This is a genomic window from Janthinobacterium glycogeni (genome assembly GCF_051380725.1).
In the GTDB taxonomy this organism is placed as follows: Bacteria; Pseudomonadota; Gammaproteobacteria; order Burkholderiales; family Burkholderiaceae_D; genus Janthinobacterium.
Map to the genome: position 1 here is coordinate 606,627 of NZ_JBNYXP010000001.1, position 25,540 is coordinate 632,166.

Genomic DNA, 25,540 nt, shown 5'->3' on the forward strand with positions numbered 1-25,540 from the left:
GATGTATGCGAGCAGGCGCCATGCATACGCATGGCGCCTCTCATCCAGCCACTTACTTGGTCAGGATAAAACCCTTCAGCTTCGAGAATGCCGTTTCCAGCAGGTCTTTTTGCTGGGCGTAGTGCTTGTCATAGTAACCGACAGCAGGCGACGCCGAAGCAGGACGGCCGGCGTAGGCCAGACGCTGACCCGATTCCAGGCCTTCGAAGATGTTGTGCTGGATCTGGAACCAGGCGCCCTGGTTTTGCGGCTCGTCCTGCGCCCAGACGACTTCGACCAGGTTCGGGAACTTCTTCAGTTCGGCAGCGAACGACTTGTGCGGGAACGGATACAGCTGTTCCAGGCGCACGATGGCCGTGTCGGTCTGGCCGCGGGTCTTGCGTGCGTTGACCAGGTCGTAGTAGACCTTGCCCGAGCAGGCGATGACGCGCTTGACCTTCTTGACGTCGATTTTGTCGTCGACTTCGCCGATGACGGTCTGGAAACCGCCCTTGGCCAGGTCGGTCAGCGGCGAACCGGCATCCTTGTTGCGCAACAGCGACTTCGGCGTCAGGATGACCAGCGGCTTGCGGAACTGGCGCACCATCTGACGGCGCAGCAAATGGAAGATCTGCGAAGCCGTCGTCGGCTGCACCACTTGCATGTTGTTGTCTGCGCACAGCTGCAGGAAACGCTCGGGACGCGCGGACGAGTGCTCAGGACCCTGGCCTTCGTAACCGTGCGGCAGCATCATGACCAGGCCCGAAGCGCGGCCCCACTTCACTTCGCCGGAGCTGATGAACTGGTCGATCACCACTTGCGCGCCGTTGGCGAAGTCGCCGAACTGGGCTTCCCAGATCGTCAGCGTGTTCGGTTCAGCGGTCGAGTAGCCGTATTCGAAGGCCAGTACGGCTTCTTCGGACAGCACCGAGTCGATGACGGTGAACGGTGCCTGGTTGTCCGACACGTTTTGCAGCGGAATGTAGGTACCTGCATCCCAACGCTCGCGGTTCTGGTCATGCAAGACGGCGTGGCGGTGCACGAAGGTGCCGCGGCCGGCGTCCTGGCCCGTCAGGCGGATGGCGTAGCCGGACGATACCAGCGAGGCGTAGGCCAGGTGTTCGCCCATGCCCCAGTCCAGGTTCATTTCGCCGCGGCCCATGGTGGCGCGGTCGCCCAAGACTTTTTCCACCAGCGAGTGGACCTTGAAGTCTTCCGGCACGGTGGTGATACGGGTGGCCAGGCGCTTCAGTTCCGTCATCGGCACGGCGGTGTCGGCCGAATCGGTCCATTTCTTGTTCAGGAACGGCAGCCAGTCAACGGCGTACTTGTTCTTGAAGTTCGAGATGACAGGATCGACGGTGTGCTTGCCGGCGTCCATGGCGTCGCGGAAGGCGGCCACCATCTTGTCGCCGCCATCGGCAGGGATCACGCCTTGCGCTACCAGCTTGTCCGCGTACAGCTTGCGGGTGCCCGGATGCTGGCCGATCTTCTTGTACATCAGCGGCTGCGTCAGCGCCGGCGTATCTTGCTCGTTGTGGCCAAGCTTGCGGTAGCAGATGATGTCGAGGACGATGTCCTTCTTGAATTCCATGCGGTAGTCGAGCGCGATCTGCGTCGCCAGCACCACGGCTTCCGGATCATCGGCGTTGATGTGCAGGACAGGTGCTTCGATCATCTTGACGACGTCCGAGCAGTACAGGGTCGAGCGTGCGTCGCGCGGATCCGAGGTGGTGAAACCGATCTGGTTGTTGATCACGATATGCACCGTGCCGCCGGTATGGTAGCCGCGGGTTTGCGCCAGATTCAGCGTTTCCATGACCACGCCCTGGCCGGCGAAAGCGGCGTCGCCGTGCACCAGGATAGGCAGCACTTGCGCGCCCTGCGCGTCGCCGCGGCGGTCCATGCGGGCCTTGACGGAACCTTCGACCACAGGGTTGACGATTTCCAGGTGCGACGGGTTGAACGCCAGCGACAGGTGGACCGGGCCGCCTGCGGTGGAGATGTCCGACGAGAAGCCTTGGTGGTATTTCACGTCGCCGGCAGGCAGGTCGTCGCCATGCTTGCCTTCGAATTCTTCGAACAGCTCCTGCGGCGCCTTGCCCAGGGTGTTCACCAGCACGTTCAGGCGGCCGCGGTGGGCCATGCCGATGACGATTTCCTGCACGCCTTTTTCGCCGGCGCGCTGGATGGTCTCATCCATCGAGGCGATGAAGGTTTCGCCGCCTTCCAGGGAGAAGCGCTTCTGGCCCACGTAGCGGGTGTGCAGATAGCGTTCCAGGCCTTCAGCCGCGGTGAGGCGGTCGAGGATGTGGATTTTTTTCTCTGGGGTGAAATTCGGGGTGGAGCGGATCGATTCCAGTTTCTCTTGCAGCCAGCGCTTTTCGGCCGGATCGGAGATGTACATGAATTCGGCGCCGATCGAACGCGTGTAGGTATCGCGCAGATAGTTGAGCAGGTCGCGCAGGGTGGCGGTCTCGGGGCCAAAATAGGTATTGCTGATGTTGAACACGGTGTCCATGTCCGCATCGGTGAAACCGTAGAAGCTCGGCTCGAGCTCAGGGATCATCGGACGTTCCTGGCGTTGCAGCGGATCCAGGTTGGCCCAGTGCGAACCGAGGTAGCGGTAGGCGGCGATCAGCTGCGTGGCGGCGACGCGCTTGCGGCCCATTTCAGCATCGAAGGAAGCGGTCACTGTGCGGATCGGACCTGCTTTTGCGCGCTCGGCGAACGAGGCGACGACGGAGGCATGCGCCACGTCAGGCTTGTTGGTGCCATCGACGGCAGGCACGTGCTGCATTGCGTCGAAGTAGGAACGCCAGTTATCGGGTACCGAGCCTGGATTGTTCAGATACGCCTCGTACAGGTCTTCCACGTACGGAGCATTCCCACCGAACAGGTAGGAGTTGGTCGTTAATTGCTGCATATATTGCTCACCTTTCTTCGCGCTTCGCGAGGAATTAGCGGGTTAATCTAACCTTCCGCGACACGGCCTGACCGGTTAGCGGATTGCACATCAAGTTGTGGGGAAGGGCTTTTTTATTGCACCAGCATTCTGCATACCGTCATTTAGAATAGCACGCGGTATTGTAACGCAACAACTGCAAGTTGAATTTTATTTGGCAAGCAAATGTAAGCTGTGTTGTTGATTTTCCCGGGCTTGCAAGCCTGTCACTGTTGTGCTTACGGCACATCGGCGGCCCTGCCGGCGTGCCGCTTGCGCCCGACTGGTCTGCCCGGCAACGGCCCCGCCGCGATGGCCGCCAGCCAATCGGGATCGCTGGCAAACCACTGCACCAGGAAGTCGAGCATGGTGCGCAGCAGCGGCGACATGTGCTGGCGCGAGGTGTAGACGCCGTAGATGCCCATATCCTGCGGCACGTAAGCGGGCAGCAGTTCCACCAGCTGCCCGCTGGCGATCAGCGGCGCGGCCGAGTAGCGCGGCTGCATGGCGATGCCCGCCCCCGCCACCGTGGCCACCAGCAGGACCAGCGACTCATTCGCCGACAAACGGCCGCTGACGGGTACAGTGAGCGCTTCCCCGTCATGCGTGAACTGCCACAGGCTCTTGCCGAAATACGTATAGGTCAGACAGTTGTGCAGGGCCAGGTCCTGCGCCCGGCGCGGCGTGCCGTGCGCCGCCAGGTACGATGGTGCGGCGCACACCACCGACGCGCAGCTGGCCAGCTGGCGCGCGATCAGGTTAGGCTCGAGCGCATTCGTGATGCGGATCGCCAGGTCGATGCGCTGTTCCACCAGGTTGACGGCGCGGTTCTCCATCTGCAGGTCGACGGCGGCGCGCGGGTAGCGCCGCAGGTAAGCGGTTACTGCGCCGGCGAGCGCCGTCTGCGCCAGCGATTGCGAGCAGGTGATGCGCAGCAGGCCGTGCGGCGTGTCGAGGCCCTCGGGCGAGGTGACGGCCATGGCGCCGGCCACTTCCAGCATCTGCCGGCAGCGCGCCAGGGTGGCCTCGCCCGCGTCCGTCAGGCTCAGCCGGCGCGTGGTGCGATGCAACAGGCGCGCGTCCGCCCACTCTTCCATCTCGGCCAGGTAGCGCGTCACCATGGCGCGCGACATGTCGAGCGCCTCGCTGGCGGCCACCATGCTGCCCCGCTCGGCGATGGCGACGAATACTTGTGCGGCGGTGATACGGTCCATGCGCTACTCCCTTGATTCATCCGATCCATGCAACTAAGTATTGCAATCTACCCTATTTGTCGCGCCTGGTCGAAAGGATAATATGCGACATGAGCACCTAATGCAGAAAGAATAATATGTTTGCACGCGCCGCCCTTCCCTCCCGTATGCTGGAAACCTTCCAGCTGGATGTACTGGGCCGCGCACCGTCCACTTCGCTGCTGCTGAGCGGCGTGGCCGACGCCATCCTCGTCAATGCCCAGTTCCTGCGCAACGATGCGGCGCAGTTAGCGCACACCATCGCGGCCAGCGGCAAGCGCCTGACCACCATCTATATCAGCGCGGCCGAACCGCAAGCGTATTTCGGCCTGGGCGTGCTGCGGCAAGCCTTTCCGCAAGCCCGCATCCTGGCCAGCGGCGCCACGGTCGAGGCGATCCGCCGCCAGGCCGGCGCCAGGGTCGCCCACTGGGGCGGCATCCTCAAGCACAATGCGCCGCGCTGCATCGTCATGCCCCAGCCCTATGAGAGCAACAGCCTGCCGCTGGAGGGACGGCAGGTCGCGCTGCGCCAGCTGGAAGCGGCCCTGAACTGAGGCCGCTCCGGCCGGCTCTACAACGCAGCCAGGAAGCGCTCATACTCTTGCGCGCTGCGCGCCAGCCGCTCGGCATACCCCGTTTCCTTCGGCCCGTCTTCCGCACCATAGAAGGCAAAGAAGCGGCGGTTGTCGGCGCCGATATACGCCAGGGTGACATCGAACGGTGCCAGCAGCTGCGCCAGGGTGACATTCCACTTGCCTTGCGGCGTGAAGTCTTCCTGGCGGATGCCTGCCGTGACGCCCAGCGCCACCTTGCGGCCCCTGAAGGCGTCGCCGCCTGTGCCATAGGCCCAGCCATACGCCAGCACCTCGTCGAGCCATTGCTTGAGCAAGGGCGGGCAGTTGAACCAGTACACGGGGAACTGCAAGACCACATTGGCGTGCGCCTCCACCAGCGCCTGTTCGCGCGCCACGTCGATCTTTCCATCCGGATAAGCCTGGTGCACGTCGTGGATGGTATAGCGGTCCGGATACCGCGCCAGCTCCTGCAGCCAGCGCTGGTTGGCCACCGACGTGGCGATGGAGGGATGGAAGACGATAACGAGGGTTTTCATCATGCTGCTTTCCTGAAAATGAGAGGGACGCACCGGCCCCGCCTTCTCAGGAAAGCAGGCAAGCCGATGCCCTGCCCCGTGGCGCGCCGCCCGTGGCCGCGCGCCTCCAAGGGCAGAAACAGCATAGCCATGCTGAGTACTTTTCACAAGTACGCACATTAACTACTCATACCATAAAAAAAGTAAGTTACTTGACGGTGGAACGGCGCCTTGCCATGCGCATCCGTATCAGACGGGCTGGTGCCGCTCGCCCCATTCGCACAGGGTATGCAGCACGGGGATCAGCGAAGCGCCCTTGGCCGAGAGGGAGTATTCCACCTTGGGCGGGACTTGCGGATATTCCTTGCGCACGATCAGCGCATCGGCTTCCAGTTCCTTCAGGACCACGCTGAGGGTCTTGAAGGCGATGCCGCCCAGATGCCGTTTGAGTTCGTTATGCCGCAGCACGGTGTTTTCCGCCAGCGCGTACAGGATCAGCATCTTGTACTTGCCGCCGATCAGCGACAAGGTGTAGCCAAATGCCGTATCGCCCAGAGCCACGCCGCCGGGGGCGCAGGTTTCGTCATTCATCGCATTGTGCTTCCTGTTGGTCAGAGTGCGAGCATAACAGCCCGGCGGCCCCGGCTTGCGTCGAGCACGCGCATAAAAAAACGGGCCGAAGCCCGTTTTTTGTTTGCTCGATACCGCCGTGGATTAACGCTTGTCCAGTGGCAGTACTTCGCGCGTGGTCGAACCGACGAACAGCTGGCGCGGACGGCCGATCTTTTGCTCTGGGTCGGCGATCATTTCGTTCCACTGGGCGATCCAGCCGATCGTACGGGCCATAGCGAAGATACCGGTGAACAGCGACACAGGGATGCCCAGCGCCGATTGCACGATGCCCGAGTAGAAGTCGACGTTCGGGTACAGTTTGCGCGACACGAAGTACTCGTCGTTCAGTGCAATCTTTTCCAGTTCCATCGCCAGCTTGAACAGCGGGTCGTCTTGCAGACCCAGTTCTTGCAGCACTTCGTAGCAGGTTTCACGCATCAGCTTGGCGCGTGGATCGAAGTTCTTGTACACGCGGTGGCCAAAGCCCATCAGCTTGACGCCCGAGTTCTTGTCCTTGACTTGCGCGATGAAGGCAGGGATGTTCTCGACGGTGCCGATTTCTTTCAGCATGTTCAGTGCCGCTTCGTTGGCGCCGCCGTGGGCAGGGCCCCACAGGCAGGCGATACCGGCAGCGATACAGGCGAACGGGTTGGCGCCCGACGAACCGGCCAGACGGACGGTCGAAGTCGATGCGTTTTGCTCGTGGTCCGCATGCAGGATCAGGATGCGGTCCAGGGCGCGCACCAGCACGTCGTTGACCTTGTACTCTTCGCACGGGTTGGCGAACATCATGTGCATGAAGTTGGCGCTGTACGACAGGTCGTTGCGCGGGTACACGAACGGCTGGCCGACCGAGTACTTGTAGGTCATGGCGACCAGGGTTGGCATCTTGGCGATCAGGCGGATGGCCGACACTTCGCGGTGACGCGGGTCGTTGATGTCCAGCGAGTCATGGTAGAACGACGCCAGCGCGCCGACGGTGCCCACCAGGACCGACATCGGATGCGCGTCGCGGCGGAAGCCGCGGAAGAAGAATTGCATCTGTTCGTGCACCATCGTGTGCTTGGTGACGGTGTCGACGAACTTGGCCTTCTGCGCCGCGTTCGGCAGTTCGCCGTTCAGCAGCAGGTAGCACGATTCCATGAAGTCGGCGTTGACGGCCAACTGTTCGATCGGGTAACCACGGTACAGCAGCTCGCCCTTGTCGCCGTCGATGTAGGTGATCGACGAATTGCAGGCGGCCGTCGACATAAAGCCTGGGTCGTAGGTGAACTTGCCGCTACCGGCGTACAGTTTGCGGATGTCGATGACGTCCGGGCCAACCGTGCCTTTGTAGATTGGAAATTCAAGCGATGGGCTGCCATCGGAGAACGACAGGGTAGCTTTTGTGTCAGAGATATTCATGGGCTCTTCCTTCTCGGGAGTGAGTCGAAATTAAAATCAAAAATTCTGGCTGCAATTCGCACCGCAATTCGGCAGTGCTACAGCGCGCCACTCGCACCGTTTGCAATATATCGCCCAGGCGTCTAGGCAATGCGCAGTCGTTGCAGCAGTGCGCGCACATGCGGCAGATCGACTTCGCCTTCCGGCTCTTTACGGGCCAGTACCAGATCCATTAACGCATTGTCCGATAAATCCAGCAAACGCGTCAGCGCGTCAACTTCTTCATCAGTCAATTCGGTTTCATACGCATCGAGAAAACGGGTCAGGATAATGTCGTTTTCCAGCAGGCCACGGCGTGAACGCCAGCGCAGGCGGGCGCGGTTGGCCGGGTCGGCCTGATGCGAGGACAAAATTGATTCTGTCATTTGGTTTACCACTTTACGTGTGCCTTGCGGCACGGTGCTGCTTTGCAGGCGCCGCCTGCAGGCAAGAGAGGATACCCTCTTCCGGCAAACGGCGCCCGGCGGACGCGATCAGGGTGATCAGATCGCGCGGCGGACCATCAATTCCTTGATCTTGCCGATCGCCTTGTTCGGGTTCAACCCTTTCGGGCAGACGTCGACGCAGTTCATGATCGAATGGCAGCGGAACAGGCGGTACGGATCTTCCAGGTTGTCCAGACGCGCGCCGGTGGCTTCGTCGCGCGAATCGGCGATGAAGCGGTAGGCTTGCAGCAGGCCGGCCGGGCCGACGAACTTGTCCGGATTCCACCAGAACGACGGGCACGACGTGGAGCAGCATGCGCACAGGATGCACTCGTACAGGCCATCGAGTTCTTCGCGCTGTTCCGGCGATTGCAGGCGCTCTTTTTCAGGCGGGATCGAATCGTTGATCAGGAACGGCTTGATCGAATCGTACTGCTTGAAAAATTGCGTCATGTCGACGATCAGGTCGCGGATGACCGGCAAGCCTGGCAACGGACGCAGCACGATAGGCTCGGAGAGTTCGTTCAGGTTGGTGGTGCATGCCAGGCCGTTCTTGCCGTTGATGTTCATCGCGTCCGAACCGCACACGCCTTCGCGGCACGAGCGGCGCAGGGCCAGCGAGTCATCGACGTCCGCCTTGATGCGCTGCAGTGCGTCGAGCAGCATCTTGTCGGTGTCTTTCAGTTCGACCGTCAGGTCTTGCATGTACGGCTTGGCATCCTGGTCAGGATCGTAGCGGTAGATTTTAAATTTGAGAGTGCGTGCCATGTTCTGACCTTTAGAAAGTACGTGGTTTTGGCTTGAAGGTATCGACCGTCAGCGGTTTGGTCACGACTGGCTTGTATTCCAGGCGATTGCCTTCCGAGTACCACAGCGTGTGCTTCATCCAGTTTTCGTCGTCGCGTTGCGGGTGATCATCCTGGGCGTGCGCGCCGCGCGATTCCTTGCGCGCTGCCGCCGAGACGATCGTCGCTTTCGCCGTTTCGATCAGGTTGTCCAGCTCCAGCGCTTCCACGCGGGCCGTGTTGAAGACCATCGATTTATCCTTGAAGGAGACGTGCTTGCGGCGCTCGTCGAGCTTCATGATTTCTTCGACGCCCTTGTTCAGCATCTCGTCGGTACGGAACACGCCGCAGTACTTCTGCATCGTGGCGCGGATGTCGTTCGCCACGCCCTGCACGGTTTCCGTGCCGGTCGAGTTTTCCAGGCGCGCCAGGCGGCCCATGGCAAAATCGGCGGCGTCGGCTGGCAAAGGCTTGTTTTCCTTGGCTTTCAGGCCGCTGCCCACGATGTGGTTGCCGGCCGCGCGGCCGAAGACCACCAGGTCGAGCAGCGAGTTCGTGCCCAGGCGGTTGGCGCCGTGCACCGACACGCAGGCACATTCGCCGATCGCGTACAGGCCGTTGACGACTTTCGCCGAATTGTCCGGACCGGTCGGGGTGACGACCTGGCCGTGGATGTTCGTCGGGATGCCGCCCATCTGGTAGTGAATCGTCGGCACGACAGGAATCGGTTCCTTGGTGGCATCGACGTTGGCGAACTTGTGGCCGATTTCCAGGATCGACGGCAGGCGCTTGGCGATGGTGTCGGCGCCGATGTGGCGCAGGTCCAGCATCACGTGGTCCTTGTTCGGACCGCAGCCGCGGCCTTCCTTGATTTCCTGGTCCATCGAACGCGACACGAAGTCGCGCGGCGCCAGATCCTTCAGGGTCGGCGCATAGCGCTCCATGAAGCGTTCGCCTTCGCTATTGATCAGGATGCCGCCTTCGCCGCGCACGCCTTCGGTGATCAATACGCCCGCGCCGGCCACGCCGGTCGGGTGGAACTGCCAGAATTCCATGTCCTGCAGCGGCAGGCCGGCGCGTGCCGCCATGCCCATGCCGTCACCGGTATTGATGAAGGCGTTGGTCGACGCGGCGAAGATGCGGCCTGCGCCGCCCGTTGCCATGACCGTCGTCTTTGCTTCCAGGATCATGCATTCGCCGGTTTCCATTTCCAGCGCAACCACGCCGATCACGTCGCCGTCGGCGTCACGGATCAGGTCGAGTGCCATCCATTCGACGAAGAAGTGCGTACGGGCGCGCACGTTGCGCTGGTACAGCGTGTGCAACAGGGCGTGACCGGTACGGTCAGCTGCCGCGCAAGCGCGCTGCACCGGCTTTTCGCCGAAGTGGGCCGTGTGGCCGCCGAACGGACGCTGATAGATGGTGCCGTCAGGGTTGCGGTCGAACGGCATGCCGAAGTGTTCCAGCTCGTACACGACCTTCGGTGCTTCGCGGCACATGAATTCGATGGCATCCTGGTCGCCCAGATAGTCGCCGCCCTTGACGGTGTCGAACATGTGCCAGAACCAGTTGTCTTCGGCCATGTTGCCGAGCGAGGCGCCGATACCGCCCTGCGCCGCCACGGTGTGCGAGCGGGTCGGGAAGACTTTCGACAGAACTGCGACGTTCAGACCGGCTTCAGCCAGCTGCAACGACGCGCGCATGCCGGAACCGCCGGCGCCAACGATGACCGCATCAAAGCGGCGGGTAGGGATTGCAGATTTATATGCTGCCACGATTACACACTCCAGAGTATCTGTACCGTCCAGCCGGCACAAGCGATCAACCACAGCATGGTGGCAATTTGCAGGGTCAGACGGAGGCCAGCGCTTTTCACGTAGTCCATCCAGATGTCGCGTACGCCGACCCATGCGTGGTAGAACAGGGCGACGAAGGTCACCAGGCTGAACAATTTAAACCACTGCTGTGCGAACAGACCGGCCCAGCCTTCATAGCTGAAGTTGCTGCCAGTCAAGAAAGAAATAAGCAGGATGGCCACATAAGCCACCATGACGATGGCGGTGACGCGTTGCGCCAGCCAGTCGCGCAAGCCGTAATGGGCACCGACGACGAGGCGTTTCGGTCCGATATTATTGTCTGCCATGTTTAAAATACTCCAAACAGTTTCAAAGCGACCAAAGCCGTCAACACCAGGCTCACGACCAGCACGGACGACGCGGTCTTGCGGGCCGAATCTTTTTCGATGGCAACGTGCACATCCATGAACAGGTGACGGATACCGGCGCAGAAGTGGTGCAGGAAGGCCCAGACCAGACCCAGGGTGATCAGCTTGACGAACCAGTGCGAGGCGATGCCCTGGAAGTAGGCATAGGACATTTCGGAACGCAGGCTCAGTTCCAGCATGTACAAGATGCATGGCAGCAAGGCGAAAATGATGAAACCGCTGATGCGATGCAGGATCGAGACGATGGCGCCGACAGCCATGCGGTAGTTCGACAATTCGGTAACATGAATGTTACGGAATTGCGGCCGTTCTTTTTTTGGTACTTCTCTTACGGCTTCAGACATAACAAAAACCTCCCCTTTGAATTTCAACTAAATATTGAAGCCGCGATTTTCGCCGATTTTCGCAACCCATACCAATATCTATTGTTACATATAACCAAAATGGTTTTTTACTACAAAATACCGCGCTACTTTCCGTAGTTCACGTAATTTAATTACAGAATCGCCGGCAAAACACGGCCCGCCGGAGCGGGCCATGCTGTCGCTGCGCTTTCCGTTGTCTCCGTTGCCCGCCTTGCGGCAGGCATCTTGCAAGCGATGCACTTCAGCCTTGCCGCTTGTTCGGGCGCCCGCAAGCGCCCCGCAGCTTCAGCTGAGTTCATTCTGATAATGATGGCGACTGGTCAGGTACAAGCCCCGGCGCAGTTCGACCGGCTTGTCGCCGTAGGTAAACGACACGCGCTCGGAACTGAGCAAGGGCGTGCCGAGGTCGATATTCAACAGCTGCGCGGCGCCCGCGTCGGCGCACACGGCGCGGATCTGCTCGGACGCGCGTATCATGCGCGTGCCAAATTCCGTTTCGAACAGGCCGTACATGGGTCCCTTGTATTCCACCAGGCGCTCGGCCGTCAGGCCCTTGAAGATCAGGCCGGGCAGCCAGAGCTCCTCGACGATGGTCGGCACGCCGTCGAAATACTGGACGCGCTTGATGAAAATGACGGCGTCGCCGGACTTCAGGTCCATCAGGCGCGCCACGTCGGCCGGCGCGCGCACGCGCTTGACTTCGATGAATTTGCTTTCGGGATAATGTGGCACGCCTTCATCCGGCACCAGGCGCAGGAAGCGGAAATGCGCGCGCGCCTCGTGGTGGGTGGACACGAAAGTGCCCTTGCCCTGACGGCGCATGACGAGATTCTCGGCAGCCAGTTCATCGATGGCCTTGCGCACCGTGCCCTGGCTGACCTTGAAGCGGCCGGCCAGCTCGACCTCGCTGGGAATCAGCTCGCCCGGCTTCCATTCGCCCGATTGCAGGCTTTGCGTGATGAGCGCCTTGATCTGCTGGTACAGGGGACTGAAGGTGGGCGATGCCGTCGCGGCAGGCACGGGCACGGCGGCGGCATTGACGCTGGCGACAGGGGCGGCGGCGGTGCTGGCCGCCGCGGGGACGGGCGTGGCCGGGGTGCCCGCGGTCGGACTGACCGCCCCGCTTGCAGCAGTGGCATTGTTGGTCAGATTGGACGAGGCGGAATTCATAGTCCGACATTTCAACACAAATCACTGCCCGCGTCCAGTAAAACACTCGCAGTTATCTGTCTTATATAAGACATAAGATATGATTGACAGATAGGGATCGGAGGCCTAAACTGCCCTCGATAAAACATGTGAGCCCGCGTTTTATGTTGTCGGCCAGCCACTCTGGCTTCGTGCAGCACGAGCGTGACGGCAGCGTACACCAGCAATTCGGTGGCGCGGGCCGGTTTTGGTATCATTATAGTTTTTCCGGATAAGCGTAAGCCCAGCTTCAAGCCCGTTTTCTTTCCCATTTTTGGAGATTCATCATGGCTAAAACCCCAATGCGTGTTGCAGTGACCGGCGCCGCCGGCCAGATCGGCTACGCCCTGTTGTTCCGCATCGCCAATGGCGACATGCTCGGCAAAGACCAGCCTGTCATCTTGCAACTGCTTGAAATCCCGGACGAAAAAGCCCAGAAGGCGCTCAAGGGCGTGATGATGGAAATCGACGACTGCGCCTTCCCGCTGCTGGCCGAGATGACCGCCCACTCCGATCCGCTGACCGCCTTCAAGGATGTCGACGTGGCCGTACTGGTTGGCGCGCGTCCGCGCGGCCCAGGCATGGAACGCAAGGACCTGCTGGAAGCGAACGCCCAGATCTTCACGGTGCAAGGCAAGGCGCTCGACGCCGTCGCTTCGCGCAACGTCAAAGTGCTGGTGGTCGGCAACCCTGCCAACACCAACGCCTACATCGCCATGAAATCGGCGCCGTCGCTGCCGGCGAAGAACTTCACCGCCATGCTGCGCCTGGACCACAACCGCGCGCTGTCGCAAGTCGCTGCCAAGACCGGCACCGCCGTGAAAGACATCGAGAAGCTGACCGTGTGGGGCAACCACTCGCCAACGATGTACGCCGACTACCGCTTCGCCACCGTCAACGGCAAGGCTGTGAAAGACCTGATCAACGATCAGGAATGGAACGCCAACGTGTTCCTGCCAACCGTCGGCAAGCGCGGCGCGGCCATCATCGAAGCGCGCGGCCTGTCGTCGGCAGCGTCGGCAGCGAACGCCGCCATCGACCACATCCATGACTGGATGCTGGGCACGAACGGCAAGTGGACCACCATGGGCGTGCCTTCCGATGGCTCGTATGGCATCCCTGAAGGCACCGTGTTCGGCTTCCCGGTCACCACCGACAACGGCGAGTACACCATCGTTCAAGGCCTGGAAATCGATGCATTCTCGCAAGAGCGCATCAACCTGACCCTGAAAGAACTGACCGAAGAGCGCGAAGGCGTGAAACACCTGCTGGCATAAATCCAGTATTGGCGGCGCGGCCTGCGCGCCGCCCGCCAAGAAGGCCGCCCCGCGAGTTACGCGGCGCGGCTGTTTTATCAAGTAGTCTTTACCTGCAGAAATGCCTTAAGCATGCACCCTTCCGAGGTTTTATTCCAAGGCAAACGCCAGCCGCTGTTGCTCGCCGCTTGCGACCACTACGCCGGCTCTGAAAAGCTGATGCGTAAATCGATTGCTTTGCAACAAGAGCTTGGTCCCCTGTTCGACATCACGTTCGACTGCGAAGACGGCGCCAGCGCCGGCAATGAAGAATCCCACGCCCTGATGATCGCCGGCCTGCTGGCCAGCGACGAAAACCAGTTCAACCGCATCGGCGTGCGCGTGCACGACGTCGACAGCGCGTTTTTCGCGCGCGACGTGGAAATCATCTGCACGGCCGCGTCCCGCCTGGCCTACATCGCCGTGCCCAAGGTGGCCGGCGTGCAGGACGCCATGCTGGCCATCGACCTGATCAACCTGCACGCGCGCCGCGCCGGCCGCGACAACCTGCCCGTGCACATCCTGATCGAGACGCATGGCGCGCTGCGCGACGCTTACGCGATCGCCGCCCTGCCCCAGGTCGAATGCCTGTCCTTCGGCATCATGGATTTCGTCTCGGCCCATTACGGCGCCATTCCCGCCGCCGCCATGCGCACGCCGGGCCAGTTCACGCACCCGCTGGTGGTGCGCGCCAAGCTCGAAGTGGCGGCCGCCTGCCACGCGCACGGCAAGGTGGCGTCGCATAACGTGACGACCGACGTGCGCGATTCGGCCGTGGTGGCGAATGACGCCCAGCGCGCGACAGCCGAGTTCGGCTACACGCGCATGTGGAGCATCCACCCTGACCAGATCAAACCCATCATCAAGGCCTTTACGCCCCGCCTGTCCGAAGTCAACGAGGCCAGCAACATCCTCAACGAAGCGCTGCGCGCCAACTGGGGGCCGATTGCGCAAAATGGCCGCTTGCACGACCGCGCCAGCTACCGATATTATTGGACCGTTTTGCAACGCGCCAAACTGGCGGGCCTCGGCCTGCCCGAGGCGGCTGCTGCATTACTCAACGCCCCCTCTTCCAGCACCACTGAAAACTGACAGGAATTACACGATGTCCCTCTCCAAATTAGCCATTGCCTGCAGCGTCGCGCTGGGCGCCATGACCCTCACGCTGGCGCCAGCCAGCTTCGCCGCCACGGCAGAGGCAAATCCCAAGGCCGTCAAGGCCAAGCCAAAGGCCAAGGCCGCCAAGGCAAAAGCTGCCGCCAAGGAAGCCCATCCGCTCGCCATGTCGGTCGCCGACAAGGAAGAAGCCGATGAACCGAACACGGCAGGCTCGGCCTCCACCGATTTCAATTGTGAACTTGGTAATAAAATTACCATCTACACCAATGCGACTGACGACAAACACATCGCCCTGCGCTGGAAGAAGCGCCTGCACCGCCTGAGCCGAGTGGGCACCACCACCGGCGCCAACCGCTTCGAGAACCGTTTGTATGGTCTCGTGTGGATCGGTATCCCGGCCAAAGGCATGCTGCTCGATTCCAAGCAGGGCCGCCAGCTGGCCAATGAATGCAAGGATGCGGAGCAAGCCAAGCCGGCGGCAGTGGTGGAAGCAGCGCCATCGCTGGGCGTGCTGCCGGCGACCGGCGGCTGATGTGCGCAGCAAGGGCCTCTTCGGGGGCTCAGTCATGTTTTGTAATTTGAATAATCAATAATAGACGATACCCAACAAGGAGAGGTCATGTCCCGCAACACTCTGAACACGCTCAAGGACTTTAATATTTCGGACAGCAAGAAGGGCAAGCTGTATTCCCTGCCTGCGCTGGAAAAAAGCCTGGGCATCAATGTCTCCCGCCTGCCAGTGTCGATTCGCATCGTGCTCGAATCGGTATTGCGCAACTGCGACGGCAAAAAAGTCACCGAAGAACACGTCAAGCAATTGGCGAGCTGGGGCCCGACCGCCGAGCGCACCGACGAGATCCCGTTCGTAGTGGCGCGCGTCGTGCTGCAAGACTTCACCGGCGTGCCGCTGCTGGCCGACCTGGCCGCCATGCGCAACGTGGCCGCCAAGATGGGCATCAACGCCAAGAAGATCGAACCGCTGGTACCGGTCGACCTGGTGGTCGACCACTCGGTCACCATCGATCACTACCGCGAAAAGAAAGCGCTGGACCTGAACATGAAGCTGGAATTCTCGCGTAACAACGAGCGTTACCAGTTCATGAAATGGGGCATGCAGGCATTCGACACCTTCGGCGTCGTGCCGCCGGGCTTCGGCATCGTCCACCAGGTCAACCTGGAATACCTGGCGCGCGGCGTGCACCACGCAGGCAAGAAAGCCGGCGACGTGTACTACCCTGACACCCTGGTCGGCACCGACTCGCACACCACCATGATCAACGGCATCGGCGTGGTCGGCTGGGGCGTGGGCGGCATCGAGGCGGAAGCCGGCATGCTGGGCCAGCCGGTCTACTTCCTGACGCCGGACGTCATCGGCGTGAACCTGTCGGGCGCGCTGCGCGAAGGCTGCACCGCCACCGACCTGGTACTGACGATTACCGAACTGCTGCGCAAAGAGAAAGTCGTCGGCAAGTTCGTCGAATTCTTCGGCGAAGGCACCGAATCGCTGACCCTGACGGACCGCGCGACGATCGCCAACATGGCACCGGAATACGGCGCGACCATGGGCTTCTTCCCGGTCGACGAAGCGACCATCGATTACTTCAAGGGCACCGGCCGCAGCAAGGCTGAAATCGCCGCGTTCGAAGGCTACTTCAAGGCGCAAAACCTGTTCGGCGTGCCAAAAGCGGGCGACATCGACTACACCCGCGTGGTGGAACTGGACCTGGCATCGGTCGCTCCGTCGCTGGCCGGCCCGAAACGCCCGCAAGACCGTATCGAAATCGGCAACGTCAAGGCCAACTTCGCCGAGCTGTTCGCCAAGCCGACGACCGAAAACGGCTTCAACAAGAATCCTGCCGACCTGGCTGCCGTGTACGAAACGACGAACGGCGTGAAAGTGTCGAACGGCGACGTGCTGATCGCCGCGATCACCTCGTGCACCAACACCTCGAACCCGAGCGTGATGCTGGCTGCCGGCCTGCTGGCCAAGAAAGCCGTGGAAGCCGGCCTGAAGGTCGCTCCGCACATCAAGACCTCGCTGGCTCCCGGCTCGCGCGTCGTCACCGAATACCTGACCGCTGCCGGCCTGCTGCCGTACCTGGAAAAACTGGGCTTCGGCGTGACCGCCTACGGCTGCACCACCTGTATCGGCAATGCGGGCGACCTGACGCCTGAGCTGAATGCAGCGATTGCCACGCACGATATCGTCGCGTCGGCCGTGCTGTCGGGCAACCGCAACTTCGAAGCGCGCATTCACCCGAACATCCGCTCGAACTTCCTCGCTTCGCCACCGCTGGTCGTCGCCTACGCCATCGCCGGCAACATGACGCGCGACCTGATGACGGAACCTGTCGGCAAGGGCAAGGGCGGCAAGGACGTCTACCTGGGCGACATCTGGCCGACCTCGGCTGAAGTGTCGGCCATGATGAAGTTCGCCATGAATGCCAAGGTATTCAAGGACAACTACGCCGACGTCAAGGGCGCGCCAGGCAAGCTGTGGGAGAAAGTCACCACCGTGTCGGGTCAAGTCTACAACTGGCCGAAATCGACCTACATCGCGGAACCGCCGTTCTTCGACAACTTCTCGATGACGCCAGCGGCAGTGGCCACCGGCATCGAAGGCGCGCGTGCACTGGGCGTGTTCGGCGATTCCATCACCACCGACCACATCTCGCCAGCCGGCTCGATCCAGGAAAACGGTCCTGCAGGCAAGTGGCTGAAGGAAAACGGCGTCCTGAAAGCGGACTTCAATTCCTACGGCTCGCGTCGCGGCAACCATGAAATCATGATGCGCGGCACGTTCGCCAACGTGCGTATCAAGAACCGCATGATCCCTGCCAAGGCGGACGGTTCGGCGGTCGAAGGCGGCATCACGATCCACCAGCCTTCCGGCGAACAGATGTCGATCTACGACGCAGCGATGAAATATGTTGCTGAAGGCACGCCAACCATGGTCTTCGGCGGCGAAGAGTACGGTACGGGCTCGTCGCGCGACTGGGCAGCCAAGGGCACCCAGCTGCTGGGCGTGAAAGCCGTGATCACCCGTTCGTTCGAGCGCATCCACCGCTCGAACCTGGTGGGCATGGGCGTGCTGCCGCTGCAATTCATCGGCGACGACAGCGTGCAGACGCTGGGCATCACCGGCAATGAAACCTTCGACCTGAAAGGCCTCGAAGGCGAAATCAAGCCACAGCAACTGGCGACCCTGGTGATCCACGGCGCCGACGGCAGCAGCCAGGAAGTCAAAGTCCTGCTGCGCATCGATACGCCGATCGAAGTCGATTACTACAAGCATGGCGGTATCCTGCCATTCGTGCTGCGTCAACTGCTGGCCGAGTAATCAGCCCAGCTGTGAGGCAAGATAAAAGCGCCGGTTCCGACCGGCGCTTTTTTTTTCGTCCGCAGCGCCCGTTTTTCCTTGAAATTTCGACTATTGGCATGATCTAAGGACAGCTTACGTATTGCGTGCGGCTGAATCCTCTACAATACGGTTATAAGGGTTTATCATTGTTTGACTGATCCATTTTTTTCACTTTCCGAGACTCTTATCCCGCTATGCGTCGTCCTTCCAAAGATTCATCCCATAAACTGACTGCCGACAGCCAGCGCCTGGTCACCTTTGCCCAGGCGATCGTACAGGCAGCCAGCCGTCTCGAAGAGCGGTCCTGGGAACACAGCCTGGATACGCAGCTCCAGAAATTACTCAAAACCGGCCACCAGGACACCATCGACAATACCCTGGGCAGCCTGTTCAAGGAAGACTTGAACGCCTACGACGTGCTGATGGACTGCGTTGAAGCCGTCAGCGAATCGACCGTCATCACGCATGAAGACGTGCGCTACGACGCCCTGCTGGTGGCCGTGCCCATCCTCGCGTGGACGCGCTTTTCCATCGCTTCCGGCCCCATGGCCGGCGACGCGCACGGCGTGCTGTCCGCGCATTTCGCCGCCCACCTGCTGGCCGACGGCACGAAGATGGCCATGGCGCCGACCCTGTATTCGATCGACCAGTTGCCGCGCAGCCACGTCGAAACCTATGCCAAGACGCAGAAGCTGGCGCTGGCCGCCCTGAAAGGCACGGCCGTCAAGCCATCGAGCAAAGAGGCGGAAACGGCACCGTTCCTGGCCGACACGCGCTACCTGCTGGTGGCCGTGGTGGCGCCCGCCGGCGCGCCGCTGTTCCGCTGGCAGACGCCGGCCAGCCAGCTCGACTTCATCGCCGAGCGCAGCGCCGCCCTGGAACAATGGCGCGCGCAGGCCACGCCGACCATCGCCCGCCTGCTGCCTGGCTGCGGCCTGGAATTGCTGCTGCCGGAAGCCTACTACGTGGCTTGCCGCGAAGCGGACAAGCTGATACGCCCCGTCTCCGTGCGCGCGGCCGTGCACTACCTGACGCACACGCTGGCCATCGAGCCGTCGGAACTGCGCGCCGTGATCGCCGGCTTCGGCGAGGAAGCGGCCGACGGCCAGGTCGACGAGTACCGCATCGCCTTCACCCTGCGCCAGGCGCCGGACGTCATCTACGGCATCGTCTGGCCGCTGTACGGCCAGGAAGACGAGGATGGCACGCCGATCGAAGGCCTGATCCAGGTCGGCATCGCCGCGCTGGACAAGCAAAAGACGCCCGTCGATGAAATCATCGAGCACTTGAACGCCGCCGGCGTGACGCAGATCAAGCGCCACGCGGAACGCTTTGTCGGTGAATACTGCGACGACTGCGGCGCGCCCCTGTTTGCCGACCCGGTCGGCGAGCTGGCGCATGCGGAAATGCCGGAAGATACGCCGCAAGGCACCGAGCATTTTCATTGATCCTGTAACGGTGTTGTCGGATTACGCGCTGCGCGCTAATCCGACCTACGCCGCTGGCATAGGCCGTAGGTCGGATTAGCCGGCACGGCGTAATCCGACTACGGTTTGAAGAGGTGTCGATGCAATGGTTGAAGGACAGGCCGTAGGTCGGATTAGCCGGCACGGCGTAATCCGACTACGGTTTGAAGAGGTGTCGATGCAATGGTTGAAGGACAGGCCGTAGGTCGGATTAGCCGGCACGGCGTAATCCGACAACACAGTTGGCGTAAAAAAGGCGGAACCTCGGTTCCGCCTTTTTGCATTGCAGGCCGCGTTTATCGCCTCGTCACCACTGTGAAAACGGATGGCGGATCAGGTTCGCATTGTAGTAGCGGGCGTCGCCCGACACTTCCGCGCCGATCCATTCCGGCTTCTCGAAGGGCTGGTCTTCCGAGGCCAGTTCGATCTCGGCCACCACCAGGCCCGCATTGGCGCCCAGGAACTCGTCGACTTCCCACACCATGCCCGCGTGTTCGATGCGGTGACGGACCTTTTCGATCAGCGGCTGTTCGCACAGGCCGTCGAGCAGTTCGACGGCGTCGGCCAGCGGAATCGGATACTCCCACTCGCCGCGCGTCGCGCCCACGTTGGCGCCTTTGATGGTCAGCATCGCCTGTTCGCCCTCGATGCGCACGCGCACCACGCGCTCGCGCGCGGACGACAGGTAGCCCTGGCGCAGCAGCACCGCCTGCCCCAGGCCGCGCCAGGCGTCGCCGGCCAGCAGGAATTTACGCTCGATCTCGACGCCCATGATCAACGCCGCTCAATCCAGCGACAGCAGGATAGGCTGCAGCATGGCCGCGCCCAGGGCCGCGCTGCGCGCGCCGTTCCAGCCCACGGCTGGATCCGGCAAGTCGGCGTTTTCCTTGAACGGCATTTCCAGGGTCAGCGCCAGGCAGCCGAAATGGTGGCCGATGTATTTCGACGCCAGGGTCAGCATGTCCGACTTGTACTTGCTGGCGGCATAGCCGAACTTGTCCTGGAAGTCGGGGCTGGCCTGCTTGTAGCGCTCGATGAAGGCTTTCTGGTGCGCCGCTTGCGCCGGCGTGAAGTTTTCCAGCATTTCGTTGCCGGCCACAAAGTTGTACGGCAACGCTTCATCGCCGTGGATGTCGAAGAACATGTCGACGCCCGTTTCGTGGATCTTGTTTTTCACGCACAGCACTTCCGGGCTGTTTTCCAGCGATGGCGTCATCCATTCGCGGTTCAGGTTGGCGCCAGCCGCATTCGTGCGCAGGTTGCCGCGGATGGAACCGTCCGGGTTCATGTTCGGCACGATGTGGAACACCGCGCGCTGCAAGAGTTTGCGCGCGATCGGGTTGGCGTCGTCCAGCAGCGAGTCGATCAAGCCTTCGACGAACCATTCGGCCATCGATTCGCCCGGATGCTGGCGCGCGATGACCCAGATTTTCTTTTCCGCCTGCGGATTGCCGATGGTAACCATGTTCATGTCGCGGCCGTCGACCGTGCTGCCCAGGTCCGATACGCGCGCCAGCGGATGCTCGGCCACTTCGCCCAGCAGGCGCAAATGGCGTTCCCACGAGTACGGCTCAAAATAGGCGTAGTACACGCTGTCAAGTTCCGGCGTGTGCGAGATCGTCATGACCTGGCCGTCGAACGAGGTCGGCACGCGGAACCAGTTTTCGCTGTCGTAGCTGGCCACGGCCTGGTAGTCTTCATAGCCGGCCGGATAGGTGGCCTGGCCCGCGTTCAGGAAGCGCAGCGTGCATGCCTGGCCGCGCGCGCCCTGCAGGCGGAAGTGAAACCACTGGTGGATGTCGGCGTGGCTATCCTTGCGCAAGTTCAAGTCGATGGCGCCGGCACTGGTGGCGCTCACCACGTCGATGGCGCCCGAGTCGAAGTTCTGGCTGATTTTAATGGTCATGTAATGATCCCGTCCAAATGTAAGTGTTCCGGCGTTGCCTCGTGGGCGAGCGCCGTTGTGCTAAACGCAGTGTAAGCTATCCCGCTATTTTCCGCCCTTTGCCCCCGTTCGCAAAGCCTGGTCCGGCAATTTATGCACCAATCCGGGGCATCGACGGAAAAGTGCCGGGCAAAAGCGCGAAAAATCGGTCAGCTGTTGCATCCACCGGACAAAAAACTGATTTGTAACAGCGGCGGACACATTGGCACCCGGTCGCCCCCCTATAATTCCTGCTTTCATAGAGTCGCCAGGAAAGAGTCGTGGACAAGAAGTTGACCAACATTCAGGAAAGAAAGTTACGCGAGGCGCAGGCGCGGCGCGAGCACATCATCGACGTCGTCAAAGACCTCATCAAGAAGGGTGGCGCGCGCGCCGTCTCCATCCGCAAGGTGGCCGAGGCGGCAGGGTTTTCCACCACCGTCGTGTACGCCTTGTTCCGCGACAAGGCCACCCTGATCGCCCAGGCCATGGACAAGGATTTGCTGGAACTGGTGCGCGCCATGCGCACGGCGTGCGCCAGCAGCGATGACCCGTGGCAGCGCATCAGCCTGGTCGGCCGCGCCTACATCGAATACGGCTTCCAGCATCCGGACGAGTATTCGCTGATCTTCATGGAATTGCGGCCGCACGCGGAAATCGACGCCGTTGAGGTCGAACACGGCAATATCGAGCAAGACCCGTACGCCTACGCGCTGCACCTGTTTACCGAACTGGCGCAAGCGGGCCAGGTGCGCCAGGACGAGCCGGCGCTGCACACGATGACGCAAGTCTTCTGGCAATCGCTGCACGGCCTCGTCTCGCTGCGCATCGTCATGGATGCGGGCGACCCATGGACACCGCACCCTGAAATGAACGCGCATATCGACGACTTGCTCGCTGTCGTCACGGCAGGCATCCGCTTGCGCTTTGCGCCGGCTGCCTGACGTTTGATCCAGCGCAAACCGTCTCGACGCCAAAAGCGGACAGTGGAGTGACGCCGCCTGCGCTGGTGCAGCCGCGGCCCGCGCGAAGGAGGGCGACATGAACGAAGCCTATGCCACGGACCTGCTTGACAAACAGCAAAGCGCGAACAATGCTGTACGGATGGAAGCGCGGCTGACAAAACTGGAAACGGACCGGGAGCATGACCGGCTATGGTTCAAGACCCTGGAACAGCGCCTGGGCGATGGCCTTGACAATGTGCGCACGGAATTGCGCGACGAATCGCAGCTGTTGCGCGCCGACCTGACGCAGTTTCGCGGCGACTTGCGCGGCGACTGCCACGCCCTGCGCACGGAACTGGGCGACATCCGCAAGCACATGCACACCCACTTCCTGTGGTTCATGGGCATCCAGGCCACCACCACGTTTGCCCTGCTGGGCCTGGGCGCCAAGGCGCTGCATATGTACTGAATAGTGAAAAAGGCAGGCGCGGTGCTGTACCGCCCTGCCCTGTCCTGATGTTGGCGAAGCTTATTCAGCTGCCAGCATGCTCTGCGTTTCCTGGTAGCGCGTATGCCACGACAGCGCCTCTTGCAGGATGTGCGGCGTGTGGCCACCGCGCTGGCATGCCGCGTCGTAATACGCGCGCAATTGATCGCGGTAAGCGGGATGCGTGCACCGCTCGATGATCAACGGCGCCCGTTCGCGCGGCGCCAGACCCCGCAAGTCAGCATAACCCCATTCCGTGACCAGCACGTCGACGTCATGTTCCGTATGATCCACATGCGAGACCATCGGCACGACGCTGGAAATGCGCCCGCCCTTGGCCGCCGATTTCGACACGAACATCGATACCTGCCCATTGCGCGCGAAGTCGCCCGAGCCGCCGATGCCGTTCATCATGTGCGTGCCGCACACGTGCGTGGAATTGACGTTGCCGTAGATATCGAACTCGAGTGCCGTGTTCAGGGCGATGATGCCCAGGCGGCGCACGATCTCGGGATGGTTGCTGATCTCTTGCGGGCGCAGCACGATTTTCGACCGGTAATGGTCGATATTGTCCATCAGCTTCTGGTGCACGGCGGCCGACAGGGTGATCGACGAGGCCGAGGCAAATGCCAGCTGGCCGGAATCGAGCAGCTCGATGGCGCTGTCCTGCAGCACTTCCGAATACATCGTCATGTTGCGGAAGGGCGAACCGATCAGGCCGTGCAGCACGGCGTTGGCGATGGTGCCGATGCCCGCCTGCAGCGGCAGCAATTCCGGCCCCATGCGTCCGGCCGCCACTTCGCCTTCCAGGAAAGCGATCACGTGGCCGGCGATGGCCTGCGTTTCCGCGTCGGGCGGCAAGGCATTCGACGGGCTGTCGGGGCTGTCCGTGATGACGATGGCGGCGATGCGGGCCGGATCGATGGCGATGGCCGTGCTGCCCAGGCGCTGGTCCACGCGCGTGAGAGGTATCGGTTCGCGGCCCGGCAAGGTTTGCGGAATATAAATGTCGTGCAAGCCTTCCAGCGCCAGCGGCGTGGACAGGTTGATCTCGATGATGACTTGGGTGGCCTGCTGGGCGAAGGCGGCGGAGTTGCCCACCGACATGGTCGGAATGATGGCGCCGGCGGCCGTGATGGCCGTCGCCTCGATGACGGCGATGTCGACGGCGGCCAGGTTGCCCGAACGCAGCTGCTCAGCCGTTTCCGACAGATGCTGGTCGATGAACATGACTTCGCCCTTGTTGATCTTACCGCGCAGCACAGGGTCAACCTGGAACGGCATGCGGCGCGCCAGCACGCCCGCCTCGGCCATCAAGCCGTCGCTGCCATTGCCCAGCGAGGCGCCCGTGATCAGGGTCAGGCTCAACGGGTCTTGCAGCGCGCGCTCGGCCAGTGCGCGCGGCAAGGCCTTGGCGTCGCCGGCACGGGTAAAGCCGCTCATGCCGACACGCATGCCGTTGTGGAACAATTTGGCTGCCTCATCGGCGCTCATGATTTTGCTGAGCAAGCCTGGGTGGCGGATACGGTCCTCGTACATCGTGATGCTCCTGATATTCTTAATATTCTCAAACTGGATGGCAGTCATACACCAACCCCATAAGTGGGATTCAGTATAAAATCCCGACCACATGCATGGCATGAATTAATTTCGCCAAACCCAGTCGATATTTTCATGCCCTGCCAACGCCGAGCACCCTCTTGGATATCCGTTCCCTGCGCTATTTCGTCGAAACCGTGCGCCTGTCGAGCTTTACGCAGGCGGCCGAATCGCTGCACCTGACCCAGTCCACCATCAGCAAGATGGTGCGCCAGCTAGAAGACGAGGTGGGCGCGCAATTGCTGGTGCGCGACGGGCGCAAGCTGACGCTCACCGACACGGGCCGCATCGTCTACCAGCACGGCCAGGAAATGCTGGCCAATATGCGCCAGCTGACCCTGGAAGTGCGCGACACCCAGGCCTTGCAGCGCGGCAGCTTGACGGTGGGCATCCCGCCCATGATCAATCTGCTGTTTACTCCAGTATTAAAAGCCTTCCGCGCGCGGCATCCGCACATCAGCCTGACCCTGCAGGAAGACACGGGCCAGCAGATCGAGCGCAAGGTGGCGGCTGGCGAACTGGAAATCGGCATGACGGTGCTGCCGGCCGACCCGGAACTCGACCTCGTGGCCGTGGAAGTGGCCAGCTACCCGATCTGGGCCCTGGCCGAACCGGGCACGTTCCAGAAAAACCGCACGACCTTGCCCTTCAAGGCGCTGGCCGACCTGCCGCTGGTATTACTCAAAGATGATTTCGCGCTCACGCGCAGCCTGCGCCAGCATTTCGCGCAAGCGGGCTTCGAGCCACGCATCGCCGCGCAGAGCGGCCAGTGGGACTGGCTGGTGGCGATGGCGTCGGCGGGCCTGGGCGTGGCCCTGCTGCCCGAGCCCTTCATCCACCGCCTCGCTGGCGAACCTTTCGCGTCGGTGCGCATCGTCGAACCGGAGGTGGCGTGGCAGGTGGCGCATATCTGGAGCGGGCGCTATCTGTCGCACGCGGCGCGCGCCTGGCTCGAGGTATGCCAGGACGTGCTGGGCACGCCGTTCGCGCACTGACGCACGCACTGACGCAAAAAAAGGGTGGCCGAGGCCACCCTTTTGATTGATCGCGACAGCGCG

At 61.7% G+C, this 25,540-nt stretch carries 23 protein-coding genes; 9 read left to right on the forward strand and 14 right to left on the reverse strand.

Going from position 1 to position 25,540, the window contains the following annotated elements; genetic code table 11:
- Window positions 1-52: 52 nt before the first annotated feature.
- The gene (locus tag ACQ4W4_RS02860; RefSeq protein WP_326458842.1) at window positions 53-2,905 is read right to left on the reverse strand and encodes a 2-oxoglutarate dehydrogenase E1 component; all 2,853 of its coding nucleotides are present in this window, start codon (window positions 2,903-2,905) and stop codon (window positions 53-55) included.
- A 257-nt stretch (window positions 2,906-3,162) separates the two neighbouring features.
- Window positions 3,163-4,137, reverse strand: coding sequence for a LysR family transcriptional regulator (locus ACQ4W4_RS02865; protein ID WP_436540699.1), 975 nt, complete (start codon window positions 4,135-4,137; stop codon window positions 3,163-3,165).
- A gap of 116 nt (window positions 4,138-4,253) precedes the next feature.
- Between ACQ4W4_RS02865 and ACQ4W4_RS02870 the strand changes: the two genes are divergently transcribed.
- Entirely contained in the window at window positions 4,254-4,709 is a 456-nt protein-coding gene (locus ACQ4W4_RS02870; RefSeq protein ID WP_436540700.1) for an MBL fold metallo-hydrolase, read from the forward strand.
- Window positions 4,710-4,726: 17 nt separating this feature from the next.
- Here ACQ4W4_RS02870 and ACQ4W4_RS02875 read toward each other — a convergent pair whose 3' ends face one another.
- The 9 genes from ACQ4W4_RS02875 to ACQ4W4_RS02915 form a co-directional block, all read right to left on the reverse strand.
- Window positions 4,727-5,269: an NAD(P)H-dependent oxidoreductase gene (locus ACQ4W4_RS02875; protein WP_436540701.1), complete on the reverse strand. Its 543-nt coding sequence runs from the start codon at window positions 5,267-5,269 to the stop codon at window positions 4,727-4,729.
- A 225-nt stretch (window positions 5,270-5,494) separates the two neighbouring features.
- A complete protein-coding gene (locus tag ACQ4W4_RS02880) occupies window positions 5,495-5,836 on the reverse strand; it encodes a winged helix-turn-helix transcriptional regulator (protein ID WP_436540702.1) in 342 nt (113 codons plus the stop codon).
- A 123-nt stretch (window positions 5,837-5,959) separates the two neighbouring features.
- Window positions 5,960-7,261, reverse strand: coding sequence for a citrate synthase (gene gltA / locus ACQ4W4_RS02885; protein WP_034752071.1), 1,302 nt, complete (start codon window positions 7,259-7,261; stop codon window positions 5,960-5,962).
- Window positions 7,262-7,383: 122 nt separating this feature from the next.
- A complete protein-coding gene (locus ACQ4W4_RS02890; protein WP_034752073.1) occupies window positions 7,384-7,665 on the reverse strand; it encodes an FAD assembly factor SdhE in 282 nt (93 codons plus the stop codon).
- A gap of 117 nt (window positions 7,666-7,782) precedes the next feature.
- Window positions 7,783-8,493 (reverse strand): succinate dehydrogenase iron-sulfur subunit, encoded by a 711-nt coding sequence (locus tag ACQ4W4_RS02895; protein WP_034752075.1) that lies wholly within the window; start codon window positions 8,491-8,493, stop codon window positions 7,783-7,785.
- Between the two features lie 10 nt (window positions 8,494-8,503).
- Window positions 8,504-10,285 carry a succinate dehydrogenase flavoprotein subunit gene (sdhA, locus tag ACQ4W4_RS02900; protein ID WP_436540703.1) on the reverse strand — a complete coding sequence of 594 codons (1,782 nt, stop codon included), beginning with the start codon at window positions 10,283-10,285 and terminating at the stop codon, window positions 8,504-8,506.
- A gap of 2 nt (window positions 10,286-10,287) precedes the next feature.
- A complete protein-coding gene (gene sdhD, locus ACQ4W4_RS02905) occupies window positions 10,288-10,653 on the reverse strand; it encodes a succinate dehydrogenase, hydrophobic membrane anchor protein (protein WP_034752078.1) in 366 nt (121 codons plus the stop codon).
- Between the two features lie 2 nt (window positions 10,654-10,655).
- Window positions 10,656-11,078 (reverse strand): succinate dehydrogenase, cytochrome b556 subunit, encoded by a 423-nt coding sequence (sdhC, locus tag ACQ4W4_RS02910; protein WP_034752080.1) that lies wholly within the window; start codon window positions 11,076-11,078, stop codon window positions 10,656-10,658.
- A gap of 306 nt (window positions 11,079-11,384) precedes the next feature.
- Window positions 11,385-12,269 (reverse strand): GntR family transcriptional regulator, encoded by an 885-nt coding sequence (locus ACQ4W4_RS02915; RefSeq protein WP_436540704.1) that lies wholly within the window; start codon window positions 12,267-12,269, stop codon window positions 11,385-11,387.
- 305 nt (window positions 12,270-12,574) lie between these two features.
- On the opposite strand from ACQ4W4_RS02915, the gene ACQ4W4_RS02920 reads away from it, so the two are divergent.
- The 5 genes from ACQ4W4_RS02920 (at window position 12,575) to ACQ4W4_RS02940 (ending at window position 19,510) form a co-directional block, all read left to right on the forward strand.
- The gene (locus ACQ4W4_RS02920; RefSeq protein WP_121670132.1) at window positions 12,575-13,564 is read left to right on the forward strand and encodes a malate dehydrogenase; all 990 of its coding nucleotides are present in this window, start codon (window positions 12,575-12,577) and stop codon (window positions 13,562-13,564) included.
- Between the two features lie 111 nt (window positions 13,565-13,675).
- The gene (locus ACQ4W4_RS02925; RefSeq protein WP_436540705.1) at window positions 13,676-14,674 is read left to right on the forward strand and encodes an HpcH/HpaI aldolase/citrate lyase family protein; all 999 of its coding nucleotides are present in this window, start codon (window positions 13,676-13,678) and stop codon (window positions 14,672-14,674) included.
- A gap of 13 nt (window positions 14,675-14,687) precedes the next feature.
- Complete coding sequence (locus ACQ4W4_RS02930; RefSeq protein ID WP_070219188.1) at window positions 14,688-15,233, forward strand: hypothetical protein; 546 nt, start codon at window positions 14,688-14,690, stop codon at window positions 15,231-15,233.
- Window positions 15,234-15,320: 87 nt separating this feature from the next.
- On the forward strand, window positions 15,321-18,041 hold the full coding sequence (gene acnA / locus ACQ4W4_RS02935; RefSeq protein ID WP_436540706.1) for an aconitate hydratase AcnA: 2,721 nt from the start codon (window positions 15,321-15,323) through the stop codon (window positions 18,039-18,041).
- Between the two features lie 215 nt (window positions 18,042-18,256).
- Window positions 18,257-19,510, forward strand: a complete 1,254-nt coding sequence (locus tag ACQ4W4_RS02940) for a DUF2863 family protein (protein ID WP_326459312.1) — start codon at window positions 18,257-18,259, stop codon at window positions 19,508-19,510.
- Between the two features lie 325 nt (window positions 19,511-19,835).
- On the opposite strand, the gene ACQ4W4_RS02945 is transcribed toward ACQ4W4_RS02940, so the two are convergent.
- Together ACQ4W4_RS02945 and ACQ4W4_RS02950 are read right to left on the reverse strand one after the other, a co-directional pair.
- Window positions 19,836-20,300, reverse strand: a complete 465-nt coding sequence (locus tag ACQ4W4_RS02945; RefSeq protein ID WP_436540707.1) for a CYTH domain-containing protein — start codon at window positions 20,298-20,300, stop codon at window positions 19,836-19,838.
- A 12-nt stretch (window positions 20,301-20,312) separates the two neighbouring features.
- Window positions 20,313-21,434, reverse strand: coding sequence for a M14 family metallopeptidase (locus ACQ4W4_RS02950; RefSeq protein ID WP_436540708.1), 1,122 nt, complete (start codon window positions 21,432-21,434; stop codon window positions 20,313-20,315).
- A 299-nt stretch (window positions 21,435-21,733) separates the two neighbouring features.
- Between ACQ4W4_RS02950 and ACQ4W4_RS02955 the strand changes: the two genes are divergently transcribed.
- Together ACQ4W4_RS02955 and ACQ4W4_RS02960 are read left to right on the forward strand one after the other, a co-directional pair.
- On the forward strand, window positions 21,734-22,396 hold the full coding sequence (locus tag ACQ4W4_RS02955; RefSeq protein ID WP_436540709.1) for a TetR/AcrR family transcriptional regulator: 663 nt from the start codon (window positions 21,734-21,736) through the stop codon (window positions 22,394-22,396).
- A gap of 97 nt (window positions 22,397-22,493) precedes the next feature.
- Window positions 22,494-22,865 carry a hypothetical protein gene (locus ACQ4W4_RS02960; RefSeq protein WP_436540710.1) on the forward strand — a complete coding sequence of 124 codons (372 nt, stop codon included), beginning with the start codon at window positions 22,494-22,496 and terminating at the stop codon, window positions 22,863-22,865.
- Window positions 22,866-22,925: 60 nt separating this feature from the next.
- Here ACQ4W4_RS02960 and scpC read toward each other — a convergent pair whose 3' ends face one another.
- Window positions 22,926-24,422: a succinyl-CoA:acetate CoA-transferase ScpC gene (gene scpC / locus ACQ4W4_RS02965; protein WP_436540711.1), complete on the reverse strand. Its 1,497-nt coding sequence runs from the start codon at window positions 24,420-24,422 to the stop codon at window positions 22,926-22,928.
- Window positions 24,423-24,583: 161 nt separating this feature from the next.
- On the opposite strand from scpC, the gene ACQ4W4_RS02970 reads away from it, so the two are divergent.
- Window positions 24,584-25,477: a LysR substrate-binding domain-containing protein gene (locus ACQ4W4_RS02970; RefSeq protein WP_436540712.1), complete on the forward strand. Its 894-nt coding sequence runs from the start codon at window positions 24,584-24,586 to the stop codon at window positions 25,475-25,477.
- Window positions 25,478-25,540 lie beyond the last annotated feature (63 nt).